The organism is Pedobacter sp., assembly GCF_965227205.1.
Classification (GTDB): domain Bacteria; phylum Bacteroidota; class Bacteroidia; order Sphingobacteriales; family Sphingobacteriaceae; genus Pedobacter.
The window spans coordinates 1,472,563-1,491,063 of record NZ_OZ245727.1 but is presented as its reverse complement, the minus strand read 5'-3'; the positions used below and the strand labels follow the sequence as shown (position 1 = coordinate 1,491,063).

The following is an 18,501-nucleotide window of genomic DNA, read 5'->3' as shown; positions in this document are numbered from 1 at the left end:
TATTGTTGTATTATAAATAGTCCTGTCTTATCGGGCTGAAAACATCGATAACTTCGCCTGCTGTTATAATTTCAATAGAGTGTTCAACATTGGCTGGAATTGAATAGGTGTCACCCTCCGACAATAGATATTCCTCCCCACCAAACTTTAGCTTATAAGTTCCCGAGATGACGTAAGCACTCTGCTCATTGGGATGCTGATGGAAGGGCACAAAATCGCTTGCTTTATACAGCATTTTTGCCACCATTGTATCTTTACCTATGGAAAGCACCACAAAATCAACCCCTAAAAATTGTCTTGGAACTCCATTTTCTTTTTTCACTACATTTTTCATCTCCATTAGTGTTTTAGTATTAATTGCATTTGAATATTGCTTCGTTTATAAGGTGTGGGATGTCCTGTTATTTTTTCAAATCCCATTTTAGCATATAACTTGATAGCAGGTTTCAGGATCATGTTGCTTTCCAGATATATTTTCGAAGCGCCCATTTCTTTGGCGGCATTGATTACTTCCTGACCTAATAACCAGCCGACATTTTTACCCTGCGCTTTGGGTGATACTGCCATTTTTGCCATTTCAAAATCGAACTGGGAATTTTCTAATTTAATTAAGGCGCAAACCCCTATTGGTTGGTTATCATGAAGGCCTACAAATATTTTCCCGCCCTTATCCAATATGTATTCCTGGGGATTATCCAGTACTTTATAATCGTTTTCCTCCATTTCAAAATAGGTGGTAATCCATTCTTCGTTAAGCGAGCGGAAAGCAGATTGGTATTGCGGTTGGTAGTTTACAATCTGTACATCTTTACTTTCACGCAGTTTCTTTTGCTCCTGTACCCGTTTGAAGATTGATTTCTGTTCCAATAAAAACTCCCATTCCGCAATGGCTTCCCAAAGGTTATGTGTGGCTTCTGCAATTATTCCGTTAATGGCAGCATCTATATCAGCACATTGGACCTTGATCATTTTTTCGGCAACGGTTTTTCCTTTTTCAGTCAGTCCCACTACGTTCCTGCGTTTGTCGGCTGTTTTGAGATTGTCCTTGACCAAGCCCACTTTTGCCATTTCCTTAATGATTTTTGTAACCGACGGCTGTGAGTGACCTATTTCGGTAGCAATTTCGGTGATCGTCCTTTCCCCATCTTCGGAAAGGACAAAGAATACAGGAAACCACTTTGGAACAAATTCTACATTGTACAGTTCGTAAATCCTGGCAGCATCTTCGGTTACTTTTGCAGTTAACAAACGCAGTCTGCTACCTAAAGCCATTTTGCCTGTTTTTTCGAATATTTCCATTTTATTTCTTTATTTGATTAACTAAATCCCTACTAACTACCGTATCGTATATTATCTTCAATGACACAATCTTATGCTCATCGTCAAACACAATGACATCCACAACATCAAACACAACAATTTTACCGGATATTAAGGTCCATGTATATTCAAAATATAGGGCAATGCTATTCAAATTGCTATCTTCAAATATTCCTTTCAGTTTCAATGCCGAGCTAGTGGTATCATCAATGAGTTCTTTATAAAATAAGCTAGCTTTTTTCTCTCCATAGATCGGTGAGCTCACTATCGCATCAAAAGTGAAAAGACTTATGATCTCCTCAACCTTACCCGTAGAAAGAAGTGCTATGTATTTCTCGGCTATTTCTCTTTTTGTTTTCATTAGCTTATTATTTTAAGTTCGATATCATTTTCTTCAACGGGTAATATCAATAACTTTCGTCTTCATTTGGGAAACTTCCTGCCTTTACATCCGAAATATAGCTTTGTGTGGCTCCAGTCATTATGGTATGTAGATCTGCATAACGCCTCAAAAATTTTGGTGAAAAATCTTTGTTCATCCCCATCACATCCTGTATAACCAATACTTGTCCGTCTGTTGCCGAACCCGCACCGATACCAATTGTAGGAATACTAATTTTTGCCGAAATCTGCGCAGCGAGACTTGCGGGAATTTTCTCAAGCAGGATTCCAAACACACCAAGTTCTTCCATTAAAAGACAATCCTCCATTAACTTTTTGGCTTCTTCTTTGTCTTTCCCCCTCACCCCATAGGTCCCGTATTTATTAATAGACTGCGGCATTAAGCCCAAATGTGCCATTATTGGTATGCCAGCGTCAATTATCTTTTTTATGTCTTCTCTAATCTCGGCTCCGCCCTCAACTTTTATGGCATCAGCTCCTGTTTCCTGCATCATACGAATGGCAGCATCAAGTGATTTCAGGGGATTTCCACAAACGGTGCCAAATGGCATATCCGCGATAACCAAAGCTCTTTTAGTTCCGTTCACTACAGCCTTTGCATAATGTATCATCTGTTCGAGTGTGATTGACAAGGTGGTCGGATTGCCAATCATTGTGTTCGAGGCAGAATCTCCTACTATCACTACCTCTATACCCGCGCCATCGATTATCCTAGCTGTAGTATAGTCGTAAGCTGTTAGTACACATATCTTTTCTCCATTGTCCTTCATCTTTTTTAGATGGACCGTGGTAATCTTTGTTTTATCTGCTGTATGAACCGACATTCCGAGTGAATTAAAATAACCAATTACATAATCAGTTATGCAAATGTATAAATTATTTATCAACTGCCAAATTTTAGTTAAAAAACTGCGCCAATTCGGCTATTAGGCATGGTGTTGATCAAAGCGAATGCTTCTTTAAACCATCTAAATAGAAAATTACAGATTAAATGCTCGTGAATTAATCCGGCTTATTGGAGATCGCCCGATACCGGTTTTACGGTCAACTCCTCTACCAGCGCATGTTCGCTCAAATTTAATGTGGCACTAACAAGCTTTCCGATATCGGCTGGAACAATATATTTATTCTCTGGTAGGTTGATGCCGTTCCATTGATCGGTTAACGTTACCCCGGGATGGATTAGCGTGACGCCAATATTATCCTTCATTAGCTCTTGTCTTAATGTTAACGAATATCCACGCAGACTCCATTTTGACAAGCCATATAATGGATAGGATGGGTAGGCCTCATAACTTGCTGTTGAACCTATGATATAAATCCTAGCCCTGTTCGACTGTTTCAATATTGGATAATAACGTTTTACGGCGTGATAAACTTGATATACATTCAGATCCATCACTGCCTTTAGGTCTTCAAAAGAAGATTCAGTTAACGAACCAACACGTGCAGATCCGGCATCAAAAACAAGGACATCTGGCTTAAAGTCAATACTTTCAGAGTACGACAACAATTTGTCGATTTCGCTTTCCTGGCTCAGATCACACTCAAAAATTTCGGTACGTAAATTTTGATCTGGCATTTCATTTTTAGCATTTTCAAGGTTATTAAAAGTTTTTGCAACCAACAATAGGTTATGTCCAGCCCTGTTGAGTTCCAACGCAATGCCTTTTCCAATCCCTCTGCTCCCTCCTGTAATGAGTATGTTCATTTTAAATTCTGTTTAAGGTTAAAGCTGTAAAACTATCTCATTTTGTTTACTTTTGTCACCAAACTGATAGAATTCTGGGTGACAAAAAGGTAACCAAAAATGATGACAGAAATTGAAAAGGAAATCTACGACTGTAAAAGGTTTATCATGGGAATCCATGATTCAATGGATATGTTAGGTGGAAAATGGAAAGTATACATTATCGCTTCCTTATATCGGGATTCCAAAAGATATTCAGAAATCCTAAATGACCTTAAGGGAATTTCAGGAAAAATGCTTAGCAGACAATTAAAGGAAATGGAAATTGACCAGCTTATTGTAAAAAAGGCAAAGTCTGACCCACCTTCATCCATGTTTTATGAACTTACCTCATACGGACAGACCTTAAAACCTGTGATCCATGTTCTGGCAGACTGGGGAATTGATCATCGAGAAAAAATTTTTCCAGCACATGTTGAACCATGTAAAGAATAAACCGCCTCCCTGCACCATTTTACTTACCTCATTACATCTTGGTAATTAACCTTTTTACCCACATCGAAATCAAGCGGCTTTCCTTTTTCCGCCCGCACAGTGTCACTATGGTAATCATATTAGAATAGTAGACAGACGAATGTAATAATTAATTATACTTAGTTATATTATTAAAAAAAATATCGCTATATTTAGTCAACAATGAATTGTTCTTGCAAACTAGTCAAATCATATCAAAATAACTGGTGCCCAATTTGGTGCCCTCTTTGAGGTGACGACAATATATTTTTCATAACTTACTCATTTAGTACCAATTGGATTAATAAGTCATTATCCCAGCGGGATCACGAAAAGCTTCACAGAAATGTGGAGCTTTTTTTATTTAAGATGAGTTCTAATTTTTTAAGGATATTGCAAAATCTCAATTAAAAAGAAAATATTGAAATCTTCTTATCGAGAGAAAACTGCTCTAATGGTGATCATATTCTAATGATGATTTTGTTAAAGAGTGTTAATAAAAAAGGAGTCTTTTATTTTATAAGTACCTTCAATTAACACCAATCATCCTTCATGAAAAATCTTCTTATTGCCATGCTTTTTGCTTGTAGCCCTTTTTGTGGTTTCAGTCAAAGTTATTCACCTGAATTGCATAACGATACAAATAAGTTTAACCTTGATTTCGAGAAAGGTTTTTATGTATGGAAATCTCCTGACGATTGGCAAATTGGCATTACGAAAAGTGGATATAAGGTTTCAATAGATTCTAATCAAAAACATTCCGGAAAATATTCGCTTCTTATAGAGAACATCGAAAAAGATGATGATGCAATTTCTGGCATGTCTAATCTCATTATTCCAGCAAAATTTGAAGGTAAAGAGGTAGAAATAAAATTTTATCTGAAATTGCAAAATGTTAAGGGTTATGTAAATTTCACTTTTAGAATAGATGATGAGGATAATGATAAATTGCATGTCGCTAATTTATTATCAAAAAGAATTTACGGTACAAAAGATTGGCAGCAATATAGCCTCAAACTGCCTCTTCAAAAAGAAGCTGCAACTTTCAACCTGTTTCCGCTTTTAGGTGGTTCAGGCAAAATGTGGATTGATGATGTTCGCGTACTAGTTGATGGCGTAGATATTAGCCATGCAAAAATAAAGGCAGATTATAATCCTGGCAAAAACAAGCCAATTAATTATGGCAACAATATGGCTTCCTCTGGAAAAGTGAAGGTTAGAGAGGCCGAATTATATTATGAAACCTATGGAGAAGGAGAACCACTGTTGTTATTGCATGGTAACAGTCAATCTATAAATGCTTTTAAGAAACAAATTAAAGAATTTTCTAAAACCTACAAGGTAATTGCAGTGGATACACGTGGCCAAGGAAAAAGTACAGATAATGTTTCTGAATCACTCACGTATGATTTGTACGCTGAAGATATGAAAACACTTCTTGATTCTTTACATATTATCAAAGCAAATATTTTAGGTTGGAGCGATGGTGGAAATACCGGATTGATTATGGCTTCAAAATATCCTGATTATGTAAATAGGCTGGCTGTAACCGGAGCCTGTACAAATCCAAATGAAGCTGTTTCTATCAAAACGATAAAGGAAGTTGAGCTGGCGATTAAAAAGCTGAAATCCAAAACAGATGAAAAATCAATTTATCAAACTAAGCTATTTAAAATGCTTTTAACTGAACCTCATATCTCACTTGAAGATTTACAGAGAATTAAGTTACCTGTTTTAGTAATGGCAGGCGACAAGGATATGATTTTGGAGAAACACACCAAATACATTTCAGCTAATATCAGCAATTCAGAACTTTACATTTTCAAAGATGCAACACATTATGTGCCTGTTGAAAAAATCTCAGAATTTAATAAGAAGGTCTTAGATTTTTTTCACCAAACATCACAATAATCGCTGTCACCTCCATAGATGAAGCATAGATCAAGTAGGGATCAAGTATAGATAGAGTACTGTGATAGTACTAAATTGTAATTTCGGATTTGGAGCAATTAGTTTGCAATAAATTACTGGTGTCAAATTTAAAATCCTATTAGGTAAATGAACATGATTCCATTTTGTTATTTTTACAACAATGGCCAAAATCATCAACCTGAATATATTTAAACAGTTTTTCAAGTCATCACAATCTGGCGGAATTATTCTGCTGATTTGTGTGTGTGTATCTCTCCTTATTGCAAATTCATCTGCTAGAGCTGGTTTTGAAAACTTCCTGGCAACGAAAGTTGGATTTGAAATTGCGAACTACAGCATACTTACATGGATTAACGATGCTTTGATGACAATCTTCTTTTTATTGGTCGGACTGGAAATTAAACGCGAATTAGTAGAGGGAGAACTATCCTCAATAAAAAATGCAGCTTTACCAGTAATTGCAGCACTTGGTGGGATGCTTGTACCAGCGATAATCTACTTTGCTTTTAACAGCGGAACTGAAGCGGCAAAAGGTTGGGGAATCCCGATGGCTACCGACATTGCATTTGCTTTGGCAATAATTGCGATGCTTGGAAAAAATGTGCCGGCAAGTTTAAAGATATTTTTAGCCGCACTTGCCATTGTAGATGATTTAGGTGCTATAATCGTTATCGCAATCTTTTACACCAATCAAATACATTTCGAATATTTAGGATTGGCAGCCATAGTTGTGATATTACTTTCCCTGATGAACTACTTTGGCGTCAAAAATCTTGTATTTTACTTAATCCCAGGAATATTCCTTTGGTATTTTGTCCACCACTCTGGTATTCATGCAACAATTGCCGGAGTATTGCTGGCATTTACGATTCCAACAAATGCAACATTAACAGAATCTCCTCTGGAAAGATTAGAACACGCATTAACTATACCAGTGAATTATCTAATAATGCCAATTTTTGCATTGGCAAACACGAACATAACCTTTCAAAAGCAAATGTTTGGTGCTTTGGTTTCTCCATTAGGATTAGGCATTATTATAGGTTTGTTCATTGGCAAAACCATTGGCGTAACCTGCTTTAGCTTTATTGCTGTAAAATTAAAATGGGCATCTTTACCAACAAGCACAAACTGGAAACATATTTTCGGCTTAGCCATGCTAGCTGGTATCGGTTTTACCATGTCGATATTTATTGCACTGCAATCTTTTAATAACCCAATACATATCGCTGAAGCAAAATTTGCCATTTTAACTGCATCAATTCTATCAGGTGTTGTTGGCTATTTGTATTTAAAAAACCTGAAATCTTAAATATTGAAGTAGCTCAACATAATTTATTTCAATCTCCTATTATTTTGAATAATATTTAAAATCCTTGATTTACCTACAACAATCAGGGCTTTGCATACAACGCTAATATTCAATCAAAATACCTTTGAGGTATAAATATTAAATCATGGAAATACAGAAAATAAAATTAGGAAGTCAGGGTTTAGAAGTTCCTGCTATAGGCTTAGGTTGTATGGGAATGACGGGTTTTCAAGATGGAAATATGTATGGCAAGGCCGATGAAAAAGAAGCAGTTGCAACCATACATCGCTCATTAGAGTTGGGAGGTAATTTTTTAGACACAGCAGATCTTTACGGCCCTTTTAAAAATGAGCAACTAATTGCAAAGGCAATTAATGGCGACAGAGATAAATACATTATCGCTACAAAGTTTGGTTGGGAAATTGATGATAGTGATAATGTAACCTGGGCAATTAACGGTAAAAAGGAATATGTGAAAAAGTCAGTAGAACGTTCGCTAAAAAACCTGAATACCGATTATATCGATTTGTATTACATGCACAGGTTAGACAAAAACACACCTATTGAAGAAACAGTTGAAGCGATGGCTGATTTAGTTAAAGAAGGAAAAGTTGGTTACATCGGATTATCGGAAGTTTCTTCAGAAACAGTAAAAAGAGCAAATGCCATCCACCCAATTACCGCCGTACAAAGCGAGTATTCTTTATTTGAGCGAACAGTAGAAGAACGAGGCGTTTTGGATACGCTTAACCAGCTTGGAATTGGTTTTGTAGCTTATTCACCACTTGGCAGAGGTTTTTTATCTGGTGAAATTAGAAGCATAGACGATTTACCTGCCGATGATTTCCGTAGAGCAATACCTCGTTTTCAGGAACAATACTTTTATAAAAATATAGAACTGGTAAAAGCAATTGAATCACTGGCGGCAGATAAGAATGTTACATCCTCTCAATTAGCTTTGGCATGGATTATAAGCAAAGGTATTCTGCCAATCCCGGGTACCAAAAGAAGAAAATATCTTGAACAAAATATTGATGCTGTAAACATTCATTTAACTGAAAGTGAGTTAACGAAAATCGATAATATTGTTCCTTTAGGTACAGATACAGGAAATCCTTATGACGAGTTTAGCATGGGTTTAATTGATTAGAATTTTTAAATTAGTAAGATGAACGCAATAAAATCAGTTTCAGAATTTCACAGGTTGTTATCATTACCAGAACCACTGCACCCTTTAGTAAGTGTTATAAACTTAGGGGAAAGTGTTTTTCTTGAAGACGACGTGTGGAAAGGTTTTGTAAATCGATTTTATTGCGTGGCTTTAAAAAGAGAAGCAACCGGAAAGATACGCTACGGACAGCAACATTATGATTATGACAAAGGCGTATTGAGTTTTACAGCACCTAATCAGGTACAATATTTAGATTTGCAAACTATTGAATGTGGCGAAGGTTCTTTACTAATTTTCCACCCTGATTTTCTGCTCAAACATCCACTGGCTACAGCAATAAGCAACTATGGCTTTTTTGACTATGCGGTTAATGAAGCACTTCACCTTTCTGCAGATGAAGAAGATAACCTCATCAACATCTTAAATAAAATCAATAACGAATGCAGGCATATCGACCGCCATACGCAGGAAATTATTCTTTCTCAAATAGAATTGCTGCTTAACTATTCAAACCGGTTTTACGAGCGACAGTTTATCACCAGAAAAAATAACAACCACCAAATATTGGTAAAATTCGAACAGTTTGTTGATGGCTACTTCACAAATAACCAAAAGACAAATCAAGGTTTACTGACGGTGAAAATGATTGCAGAACACATGAATTTATCGCCAAATTATCTGAGTGATTTACTTCGGGTACACACCGGCCAAAACACACAGCAACATATCCATGAAAAATTGATAGAAAAGGCAAAAGAGAAACTATCAACTACAAATTTATCGGTTAGTGAAATTGCTTACGATTTAGGTTTTGAGCATGCGCAATCTTTTAGTACACTCTTTAAAAAGAAAACGGAAATGTCACCAGGTGAGTTTAGACAATCGTTCAATTAAAAACAATCAATTTCAAAACGTTTAAGGTTTTCATCTGTTGTAATAATATTATTTAACCTTAAATTTTATATTATGACTATTCAACTGAATACAGACAAGAACTTAACGATACACCAGGAGTACGAAGACAAAATACAAGCACAGATAACCGAATCTTTGAGTCGTTTTAGTGATTTAATAACCAGATTGGAAGTTCATCTTTCTGACGAAAATGGAAGCAAAGATGGCCTGGAAGATAAACGTTGTTTATTGGAAGCCAGAATTTCGGGCAAAGAACCCATTGCCGTAACAAACCTTGGCAATAATTATGATTTAGCCATTAGTGGTGCTTTAAATAAATTGAAAAGCAAATTAGAAACAATAGCAGGTAAGCTAAAGACTCATTAAAAAGAAAGAGGTTGTATCATAAATAAGTCTTCTTAAGATGTTGTCACGTTGAGCTTGTCGAAACGCCTATTGAAATTAACTTAAAGTCCTTCGACAAGCTCAGGATAACAATCAGAATCTATGATACAGCCTCTTTTTTATACACTCTCTTTTTCCAATTCCTCAATATACCCAAGAAATAATTTCATAGCCTTTTTTCTATCCTCAGTAACATCAAACTGAAGTTTATTGTACAAATAATCTTCCAAATCGAAATTATTGATTTGAGGTAATTCTCTTAAAACTTTGTTTCGATGTGATAATCCAAGCTTTAAAGCCGCATTAAATTCATCTTTAAACGCTTGCGGAATTTCTTTATTAGCTACCCATGCTGCGTACATAAACGGTAAACCTGTAAAGTTTTTCCACTCCGCTCCCATGTCGTAAGCAAATGCGTAATCATCTTTCTTGCCAAATGTTCTATCTCCGATTAAGACGATGGCATCAGTTTCCTGGTTAATATCCGTCGTAAATTCAACATCTTGTTTCCAACAAAACTTAAGTAGCACTTTAGCAAGATTATTTGAAGTTTTGGAGTGGGCATCCAATCTTAAGGTTTTAATTTCGTTAATTGGTACGCTACTGAAAATAAATACCGAATTAACAGCGCCATCGCTGCCTATGCAATAATCAGCAACGATATTTGCATTTGGCACCATCGGAATTGCAGCTACAGGCATTAAACCTATATCCACCTGTCCGCTAATTACTTTCGCTGCACATTCAGAAGGGATATCTAAACTTAAATCTATTTTATTAATAATATCAGAATGTTCTATTCCGTATATAAATGCTTTGGTGTTGGTGTAAGCAACAGCCGATATTTTTATTTTATTCAATGTTCTTATTATTACCGTCATTGCGAGGAACGAAGCAATCTCTACGAAAGTCATAATCGCTTTAAGATTGCTTCGTTCCTCGCAATGACGAATTTTTTAATTGCGATGGTTTATGTCTTCATAAACCATAATTCATAGCGTTGTTATTAATAAGTTTCGTTATGCTGAATTTATTTCAGCACCTCTCTTTAAGATTCTGAAACTGGTTCAGAATGACGTAATGTTTTGCCATGGTTTGTGTCCTCACAAACCATATCTCTTTCGTTTCGTGAAGACACGAACCGAAGCCTAGTTGCTACCCAATCACCAGTCCATCCAAATGAATGGCGTTATTAAATTCTAAAACTGTAAACTTTCCATCCTCAAAACCCATTTTATACAAAACTGTATTCTGATGAGGAAATTCTGTCATTTCGCTTAATGGTTTATCTAATAATAAGCAAAGAAAAACCCGCATCGCTCTTCCATGCATACATAGTAAAACATTTTCTTCCTCAGGTCTTGTTGATAAAACCTCCATTGGATGTTTTAAACGTTCATAAACATCTTGCACACTCTCTCCACCTTCAAAATGAGCTGTATAATCGCCATGCTCCCATGCCTGTAACATTTCACGGAAAGCATCTCTAGAATCTTCTGTATTTGCTTTACCTTCCCAAACACCCCAGGCTAACTCATCTAAACCCGAAAGTTTTTCCCAAGGAAGTTCAGAATCAATAAATTTTTGAACCGTTTGCCAGGTGCGTTTTAAATCAGAAGTATAAATTTTATCAAATGGAACATCCTTATATTTTTGATAAAAGGCTTCAGCTTGTGCCCTACCCGTATCATTTAAATCAGAATTTATACCTCTACCTTGTACTATTCCTTGTCTGTTAAGTTCTGTTTCGCCATGGCGGATGATATAAATGTGCTTCATTTCTTAAATTATTGGATGATTGAGTTTTGGATTAGAGAATTAATGAATGATTGAATGATATAAGCGTTTTGTAAGAATTCACTCAATCTATCATTCATTCAAAATTAATTAACTACAGGTAATTTATAATATTGCGGTTTCTTCTCTTCCTCAAAAACAACGTTTTCAAAATCAGTTACCACGTTATATAGAGTATCGCGTTCTATTGCTTGTCTGCCAACTTGTTTTATCAGGTTTACCAATTCTTTGGTACTCATTGCAGGCGTTTGCTCTTCAGCACCAGCCATAGAATAAATTTTTGTTGTATCGTCTAAAGTTCCATCAATATCGTCAACACCATAGTTTAAAGATAACTGAGCGGTCTCACGACTAATCATTGCCCAATAAGCTTTAATATGGTCGAAGTTATCCATGTAGATACGGGCAATAGCATAGTTTCTTAAATCTTCAATTACAGAAACCTCAGCAACATTGCTCATTTGGTTATGCTGGTTCCTGAACTTTAAAGGAATAAAGGTTTGAAAGCCTCCTGTTTTATCTTGCAAATCACGTAGTTTTTCCATGTGATCGACTCTGTGCTCGTATTTTTCGATATGACCATAAAGCATCGTAGCATTACTTCTCATACCTAGTTTATGCCATTCCTCGTGTATTGCCAACCATTGTTCGCCTGTACATTTATCTTTGGCAATTTGTTCTCTTATTTCCGGATGAAAAATTTCTGCACCACCACCCGGCATTGATTGTAAACCGGAATCTTTCATTAATTTCATTCCGGTAGCGTAGTCTACCTTCGCTTTTTTGAAAATATAATGGTATTCAACTGGTGTTAATGCTTTAACATGTAAATCAGGACGATGGGCACGAATTGCAGAAAATAATGCAGCGTAAAAAGCCATATCGTATTGTGGTAATACACCTCCAACAATATGAACTTCGGTTACAGGCTCATTATCATATTTCTTAACAATGTCTAACATTTGCTCCATTGTTAATGCCCAGCCTTCTTCTTTTTGTTTAATTAAGCGGGAGTAAGAGCAAAATTTACAATCGTAAACACAAAGGTTTGTAGGCTCTAAATGAAAATTTCTGTTAAAATATGTTTTATCTCCATGTTTAGCTTCCCTTATGAAGTTAGCCAAAACGCCTAAATAACCTAATTCTGCGTGTTCGTATAAATAAACACCTTCATCAAAAGTGATACGTTGTTTATGGAGTACTTTGTATGCTATGTTTTGTAATTCAGTTGATAATGATGTATCAGCTAATATTTTTTCAACTTGCTCAGTTGTATTCATTCCTGATTTATTTTGAACAAAAATACAATATTGAGGTGATTTGAACATCATTTTCTTGTAACAAACGGCGGGTTGGCCACAGATTAATAGATTTTTGGATTTTATTCCTAAGTGTCGAAATGCTTAAAATAAAAGTAGCCAAGAAAAATTTAGTTTCACTTAAATTAGTTAGCCACAGATTAACAGATTTTTGATTTAAACATTGAAACTTAATATAAAAGTTGCCACGGAAACACAGAAGGCACGGAAAATTTAGTTTAATTTAAATTCCGTGTAAATCCGTTCTTCCGTGGCAAAGAATCTTTTAATAATAATCTGTAAATCTGTGGCGAAAAACTCCATAACAAAAAAAGCACCTCTTTTCAGAAGTGCTTTATAATTATGTTTTTCGTAGGTAGATATTAGTTTACAGCAGGAGAAAAAGTCAATACGATATTCGCTGTTTTACCACCAAACTCGATTGGAGATTTCATTACCATGCTTCCTTTAGAAAGTTGAGTCAGAACTAAACGGTAACCTTCTGTAACGTTTTTAGCTTTATCACCTTCGTAAATTTTCTTAAACTGGAATGTTTCTTCAGATGGAGTAGCCGACCAAAAAATGGTTTGCATAACAGCACCACAAGCGCTAGAAGTAGGTAAAGTATAAGAACCATTACCGCTATTTGTTAATCTCCATGTACTACCTTGGAAACATTTATAAGATTTTTCTCCAAATAAACCTTGTACAGCCTGATCCGGTAAACCTTCTAAAGTAATATTGTTTAATACCCATGTACCTGTTATTGTGCCTCTGCCACCATTAATACCAGTTGTTGCATTTTTTGTTGATGAACAACTTTGTAACATTACTAAGGTAGAACATGCTATCGCGATAGCTATAAATAATCTTTTCATTTTGTTTAATTTAATTTCTGCCAAACTGAATACATAAATCTTGCCAAAACAATTACGAACGTTAATTTTGCTTCAAATTATTAACTTGCGTTGCGATTAATTGCTTACAAATAAAAATCATCATGAAACCCGAAACCCTTGCTATTCACGCATCTAATCTTGTCAAAAGCGCAACCGGAGATGTTACGCCTCCAATAAATTTATCGACCACTTTTTTTAGAGACGAGCATGGTGGCTATCCGGGCGGGCATATGTATAGTCGCGTGAGTAACCCAAACAGGTCTGCTTTAGAAAACACTGTAGCAAAACTGGAATTTGGAGAAGACGCTGCAGCGTTTGCTTCGGGTAATAATTGTGGGTTAAGTTTGTTTCAGGCTTTTAAACCCGGCAGCCATATTATTGCGCCTGATGACATGTATTGGGGAATAAAAAAGCAATTGCTTACCATTTTTAATGAAATTTTAGAATTCGATTTTATCGACCAGACAGATTTAGAACTGATAAAAGCTACAATAAAACCTAATACAAAACTGATTTGGATAGAAACACCTTCTAACCCATTATTAAAGATTACCGATATTGAAGAAATTTCTAAGATTGCAAAAGCTCATCAAATAACTTTAGCGTGCGATAGTACGTTTGCGTCGCCGATTTTACAGAATCCAATTTTATTGGGTGCTGATATTGTAATGCACAGCAGTACTAAATACTTAGGCGGCCATAGTGATGTTTTAGGAGGCATCTTAGTTACAGCTAAAAAGGATGAACTTTGGGAGAAAATTAAAAATATTCAGCAAACTGGTGGTGCCGTTCCATCTCCATTTGATTGCTTTTTACTATGCAGAAGCATAAAAACTTTAGCTTACCGTATGAAAGGCCATTGTGAAAATGGGAAAAAGGTTGCTCAGTATCTGGTAAATCATTCAAAAGTTGAGGCCGTTTTTTACCCAGGTTTGGCAACTCATCCTCAACACGAAATTGCAATAAAGCAAATGAGTGATTTTGGAGGAATGATGTCTTTCTTAGTAAAGGGTGATGCCGATGAAACAAACAGAGTTGTAAATAAAGTGAGGTTATTTGCTCAGGCAACAAGCCTTGGTGGTGTAGAAAGCTTAATTGAGCATCGCTATTCAGTTGAAGGTCCAGATAGTAAAACACCTAAAAATTTGCTTAGAATTTCGGTAGGATTAGAACACGTTGATGATATTATTGCAGATTTAGAACAAGCTTTAAGTTAGCTAATCCATAAAAAAGCTGCATCATAAATTGTTTGTCATTCTGAGCTTGTCGAAGAACTTTCTAAAACATCCTAGGAGGCGTTTCGACAAGCTCAACGTGACATGATTCAAAAGACTATCTAATTTATAATACAGCCTCTTTATTTTTTGACGTTTATCTTAAGAAAGCTCAAATTTATAACCAACACCTTTAACGGTTGACACATAAGTTTCGCCTAATTTTTCACGAAGTTTACGAATGTGCACATCTATTGTACGATTGGTAACTACAACAGAATCTTCCCAAATATTTTTCAGAATAGATTCACGAGTGTAAACTTTACCAGGCTTAGAAGCTAAAAGATACAATAATTCAAATTCCTTTTTAGCTAATACAACCTTATTACCATCCTGAAAAACTAAATAAGCTTCGCGGTCGATTACTAAATCCCCAATTTCTAATTTGTTCTCAGAGACTTCTTCCGTACCAGAATTTCTTCTCAAAATTGCATTAATTCGGCTAACCAAGGCTCTTGGTTTAATTGGTTTAGCAATATAGTCATCAGCACCAACGTTAAAACCTGCAATTTCAGAGTATTCTTCGCTTCTGGCAGTAAGAAATACCATGAATGTATTTTTGAATTCAGGAATTGCCCGCATTAGTCTACAAGCTTCTATCCCATCCATCTTTGGCATCATTATATCCAAAATAATTAAATCTGGATGAACCTTCTTGGCTACAGTAATTCCTTCCTGGCCATTAGATGCTGTAAAAACCTGGTAACCTTCTTTTTTAAGATTATATTCAATCAGTTCCAGGATATCTGGTTCATCATCAACAATTAGTATTTTCTGACCTACGTTGTTCATTAGTTAAATATTTGTTACGAAAGTAGTGTCTATGATGCAATTTTCAGTTAACCCTAAGTTAAGAAATTGTTAATAACTTAAATTAGTTTAACATTGAGTTTGTTTTAACGTAACGTTTTTGCTAAAAAGGCTTCAAGCTCATTACCTCGAAGGTTTTTTGCAGCAATTTTTCCATCTGGCGCAATTATATAAGAAGTTGGAATTGCCTGAACCTGATATTTCCGGACCGTTTCTCCATTGAAATCTTTCAGTTCTGATACATGAGTCCAAGTTAAACCATCTGCCTTAATTGCATTTAACCAGGCGGCTTTATCTGTATCTAATGAAATACCTAAAATATCGAAGTTTTTAGTTTTGTATTGATTATAAACTTTAACAACATTAGGATTTTCCTGACGGCAAGGTTGACACCAAGAAGCCCAAAAATCAACCAAAACATATTTTCCTTTATAATCTGATAAGCTTACAGGTTTTCCGTCAACATTATTTACTGTAAATGCCGGAGCAACTTGCCCAACCTGAACAGATTTTAATAAAGCCATTTGTTTAATGAAAGTATCTACAGTTGCATTGCCCTTAATTTCTTCTTTAATATCATCTGCAAATTTTACCAACTCAGCCTCATACTCTTGCGGACTTAAAGTATTCATGGCATAAAAACTTGCCAATGTACCTTTATTATCCTTCGCAAATTTTAAGATAGAGCCGTTTAACTGATTTGTGTAAGATTCGTACTGAGGTTTTAACTGTTCTAAAATTGTTGCTCTATTTGATGGTTGCTGAGCAACTTTCGCTTCGAAATCTTTCTGTAAGTTTTCTACCTGTTTAGCATACGCATTTCTTAAATTATTAACCTCCGAAAGTTTCTCAACCTCGTTAGCCCCAGAAATTTTGTAAGCCATCGTTTTATCAGCTAAATCAGCTTCAAGTTTTATATCATCGCCATTTTTAGCAATTAACATAAATTCGTGGTTACCTATTGAAACCCTGAAGAAATCAACAGAAGGGGTTTTACGGATAAACTTAAACTCTCCTTTTTCTGATAAGTTTGTAGAATCGATAGCCACCATCTGGCTGCTTTGCATTCCATAAAGAAAAACTTTCTTTTCCGTTCCCGGATTTTGAAAAGTTCCATCAATATTAAAACTATCTTTTGGCTTACAAGCCGTAAAAGCAATCGCAATTAATACGATTAAACTCAGGTTTTTCAATTTCATTATTTTAGTTTTTCAAGTATTAGTTCATTTAATTTCTTGGCATCGGCTTTTCCTTTTGCAAGTTTCATAACATCACCTACAAATAAACCCAAAACACCTTTTTTACCTTTTTTGTAAGCCTCAACTTGCTGAGGATATTTGCTTAAAACATCATCAATAAAGCCACCTAGTTCATCGGTATTTTCTGTAATCAATAAATTTAAAGATTGTGCTAAATCAGCAACATTTACACCTGCATTTTGTTCTACCGCTGGTAATAATTGTTGAATTGCAATTTGTTGGGTAATCTTTTTATCATCAACCAAATTGATAGCTTCTGCTAATTGCTCTGGTTTAATTTTATAAGCAGCTATCGAAATATTTTTCTCTGTCAAAACTGCTCTAATCGGACCTATCAACCAATTAATCAAGGTTTTTTTAGTCTTAACGATTGGCAAGGCCTGATTGAAGTAATTTAAAAGTTCTAAATCTTCAGCAAATAATGTTGCATCAGCTTTGCTGATTCCAAATTCTGAAATCATTTGCTTTGAAATTTCATTAGGCAAAGCAGGCATAGCTGATGTAATTTCGGCCAACCAATCATTAGAAATAAAAATCGGCTGCAAATCCGGGTCAGAAAAGTAGCGATAATCGTTCGCTTCTTCTTTAGTACGCATTGGCGATGTTGTGCCATTATCAGCATCAAAATTCAGCGTACTTTGAATAATTTTTCCTCCGTTTGAAATTACTTCCACTTGTCTGCCAAATTCAAAATCCATTGCTCTACGTACGTTACGCATAGAGTTTAGGTTTTTCACCTCGCAACGCGTTCCAAATTCAGTAGAGCCATACTCACGAATAGAGATATTTGCATCGCAACGCAAACTACCTTCTTCCATGTTGCCATCACTCACATTTAAATGGCGCACCAACTTTCTAATTTCACTCAGCAAAGCTGATGCTTCTTCAGCACTGCGGATATCAGGTTCGGTAACAATTTCAATTAATGGAACGCCTGCACGGTTTAAATCAACTAAAGAATAATTATCATCCTGATCGTGAATGCTCTTTCCAGCATCCTCTTCTAAATGGATTCTATTGATGCCGATTTTCTTTGTTGAACCATCGGATAATTCAACCTCAAGAAATCCATTAATACAAATTGGCTGATTATCCTGAGTAATTTGATATCCCTTTGGTAAATCGGCATAGAAATAATTCTTTCTATCGAAATGGTTGATTTGATTAATGGTACAATTTAAAGCAAGACCGATTCTAACGGCTTTTGCAACAACTTCTTTATTAAGTTTTGGTAACGCACCCGGCAAAGCCAGCGATACGGTAGAAATATTTTGATTAGGCGAGGCTCCAAAAGAAGCGCTATCTGCTGAGAATATTTTTGTATTGGTATTTAACTGAACATGAATTTCCAGTCCTGAAACGAGTTCGTAATTGCTTTGGTTTGTACCTAAACCCATATTAAAATTGTGCCTTTAATGTATTGCTTTGGCAAATATAGTTAAAGAATGTTAAAACGAATTGCCACAATTAAACTACTGTGTAATGGCTATGTCTATTTCAATAATTAACACACAAAAGAAACCTT

The 18,501-nt window shown here is 35.6% G+C and carries 19 protein-coding genes; 7 read left to right on the top strand and 12 right to left on the bottom strand.

From position 1 onward, the window contains the following. Window positions 1–10: 10 nt before the first annotated feature. The 5 genes from ACO05K_RS06375 to ACO05K_RS06355 all read right to left on the bottom strand — a co-directional run bounded on the left by ACO05K_RS06375 (window position 11) and on the right by ACO05K_RS06355 (window position 3,433). Window positions 11–340 (bottom strand): cupin domain-containing protein, encoded by a 330-nt coding sequence (locus ACO05K_RS06375; protein ID WP_421943618.1) that lies wholly within the window; start codon window positions 338–340, stop codon window positions 11–13. Beyond that, window positions 340–1,299: a bifunctional helix-turn-helix transcriptional regulator/GNAT family N-acetyltransferase gene (locus ACO05K_RS06370; protein WP_421943617.1), complete on the bottom strand. Its 960-nt coding sequence runs from the start codon at window positions 1,297–1,299 to the stop codon at window positions 340–342. Before ACO05K_RS06370 ends, ACO05K_RS06375 begins: the two co-directional genes overlap by 1 nt. Window position 1,300: 1 nt before the next feature. Next, window positions 1,301–1,681, bottom strand: a complete 381-nt coding sequence (locus tag ACO05K_RS06365) for a hypothetical protein (protein ID WP_421943616.1) — start codon at window positions 1,679–1,681, stop codon at window positions 1,301–1,303. A 46-nt stretch (window positions 1,682–1,727) separates the two neighbouring features. Next, window positions 1,728–2,546, bottom strand: a complete 819-nt coding sequence (panB, locus tag ACO05K_RS06360; RefSeq protein WP_421946282.1) for a 3-methyl-2-oxobutanoate hydroxymethyltransferase — start codon at window positions 2,544–2,546, stop codon at window positions 1,728–1,730. 188 nt (window positions 2,547–2,734) lie between these two features. Then, entirely contained in the window at window positions 2,735–3,433 is a 699-nt protein-coding gene (locus tag ACO05K_RS06355) for an SDR family oxidoreductase (protein WP_421943615.1), read from the bottom strand. 99 nt (window positions 3,434–3,532) lie between these two features. Between ACO05K_RS06355 and ACO05K_RS06350 the strand changes: the two genes are divergently transcribed. From ACO05K_RS06350 to ACO05K_RS06325, 6 genes are all read left to right on the top strand, one after another. After that, the gene (locus ACO05K_RS06350; protein WP_421943614.1) at window positions 3,533–3,907 is read left to right on the top strand and encodes a winged helix-turn-helix transcriptional regulator; all 375 of its coding nucleotides are present in this window, start codon (window positions 3,533–3,535) and stop codon (window positions 3,905–3,907) included. A gap of 570 nt (window positions 3,908–4,477) precedes the next feature. Then, entirely contained in the window at window positions 4,478–5,836 is a 1,359-nt protein-coding gene (locus ACO05K_RS06345) for an alpha/beta fold hydrolase (protein WP_421943613.1), read from the top strand. Between the two features lie 181 nt (window positions 5,837–6,017). Beyond that, window positions 6,018–7,169 carry a Na+/H+ antiporter NhaA gene (gene nhaA, locus ACO05K_RS06340; RefSeq protein ID WP_421943612.1) on the top strand — a complete coding sequence of 384 codons (1,152 nt, stop codon included), beginning with the start codon at window positions 6,018–6,020 and terminating at the stop codon, window positions 7,167–7,169. Between the two features lie 145 nt (window positions 7,170–7,314). Further along, window positions 7,315–8,319 carry an aldo/keto reductase gene (locus tag ACO05K_RS06335; protein ID WP_421943611.1) on the top strand — a complete coding sequence of 335 codons (1,005 nt, stop codon included), beginning with the start codon at window positions 7,315–7,317 and terminating at the stop codon, window positions 8,317–8,319. 18 nt (window positions 8,320–8,337) lie between these two features. After that, window positions 8,338–9,234: a helix-turn-helix domain-containing protein gene (locus ACO05K_RS06330; protein ID WP_421943610.1), complete on the top strand. Its 897-nt coding sequence runs from the start codon at window positions 8,338–8,340 to the stop codon at window positions 9,232–9,234. A gap of 72 nt (window positions 9,235–9,306) precedes the next feature. Next, entirely contained in the window at window positions 9,307–9,621 is a 315-nt protein-coding gene (locus ACO05K_RS06325; RefSeq protein ID WP_421943609.1) for an HPF/RaiA family ribosome-associated protein, read from the top strand. Between the two features lie 137 nt (window positions 9,622–9,758). Here ACO05K_RS06325 and ACO05K_RS06320 read toward each other — a convergent pair whose 3' ends face one another. The 4 genes from ACO05K_RS06320 to ACO05K_RS06305 all read right to left on the bottom strand — a co-directional run bounded on the left by ACO05K_RS06320 (window position 9,759) and on the right by ACO05K_RS06305 (window position 13,612). Continuing rightward, window positions 9,759–10,499, bottom strand: coding sequence for a menaquinone biosynthetic enzyme MqnA/MqnD family protein (locus tag ACO05K_RS06320; protein WP_421943608.1), 741 nt, complete (start codon window positions 10,497–10,499; stop codon window positions 9,759–9,761). Window positions 10,500–10,794: 295 nt separating this feature from the next. Further along, entirely contained in the window at window positions 10,795–11,418 is a 624-nt protein-coding gene (locus tag ACO05K_RS06315; protein WP_421943607.1) for a histidine phosphatase family protein, read from the bottom strand. Window positions 11,419–11,522: 104 nt separating this feature from the next. After that, the gene (gene mqnE / locus ACO05K_RS06310) at window positions 11,523–12,716 is read right to left on the bottom strand and encodes an aminofutalosine synthase MqnE (RefSeq protein ID WP_421943606.1); all 1,194 of its coding nucleotides are present in this window, start codon (window positions 12,714–12,716) and stop codon (window positions 11,523–11,525) included. 401 nt (window positions 12,717–13,117) lie between these two features. Continuing rightward, window positions 13,118–13,612: a hypothetical protein gene (locus ACO05K_RS06305; RefSeq protein ID WP_421943605.1), complete on the bottom strand. Its 495-nt coding sequence runs from the start codon at window positions 13,610–13,612 to the stop codon at window positions 13,118–13,120. A 122-nt stretch (window positions 13,613–13,734) separates the two neighbouring features. Between ACO05K_RS06305 and ACO05K_RS06300 the strand changes: the two genes are divergently transcribed. Then, entirely contained in the window at window positions 13,735–14,850 is a 1,116-nt protein-coding gene (locus ACO05K_RS06300; RefSeq protein ID WP_421943604.1) for a trans-sulfuration enzyme family protein, read from the top strand. Between the two features lie 159 nt (window positions 14,851–15,009). On the opposite strand, the gene ACO05K_RS06295 is transcribed toward ACO05K_RS06300, so the two are convergent. The 3 genes from ACO05K_RS06295 to gatB all read right to left on the bottom strand — a co-directional run bounded on the left by ACO05K_RS06295 (window position 15,010) and on the right by gatB (window position 18,373). Then, window positions 15,010–15,699, bottom strand: a complete 690-nt coding sequence (locus ACO05K_RS06295) for a response regulator transcription factor (protein ID WP_421943603.1) — start codon at window positions 15,697–15,699, stop codon at window positions 15,010–15,012. Between the two features lie 104 nt (window positions 15,700–15,803). Then, on the bottom strand, window positions 15,804–16,916 hold the full coding sequence (locus ACO05K_RS06290; protein WP_421943602.1) for a redoxin domain-containing protein: 1,113 nt from the start codon (window positions 16,914–16,916) through the stop codon (window positions 15,804–15,806). After that, window positions 16,916–18,373: an Asp-tRNA(Asn)/Glu-tRNA(Gln) amidotransferase subunit GatB gene (gatB, locus tag ACO05K_RS06285; RefSeq protein WP_421943601.1), complete on the bottom strand. Its 1,458-nt coding sequence runs from the start codon at window positions 18,371–18,373 to the stop codon at window positions 16,916–16,918. The genes ACO05K_RS06290 and gatB overlap by 1 nt, the downstream gene beginning before the upstream one ends. Window positions 18,374–18,501: the final 128 nt, after the last annotated feature.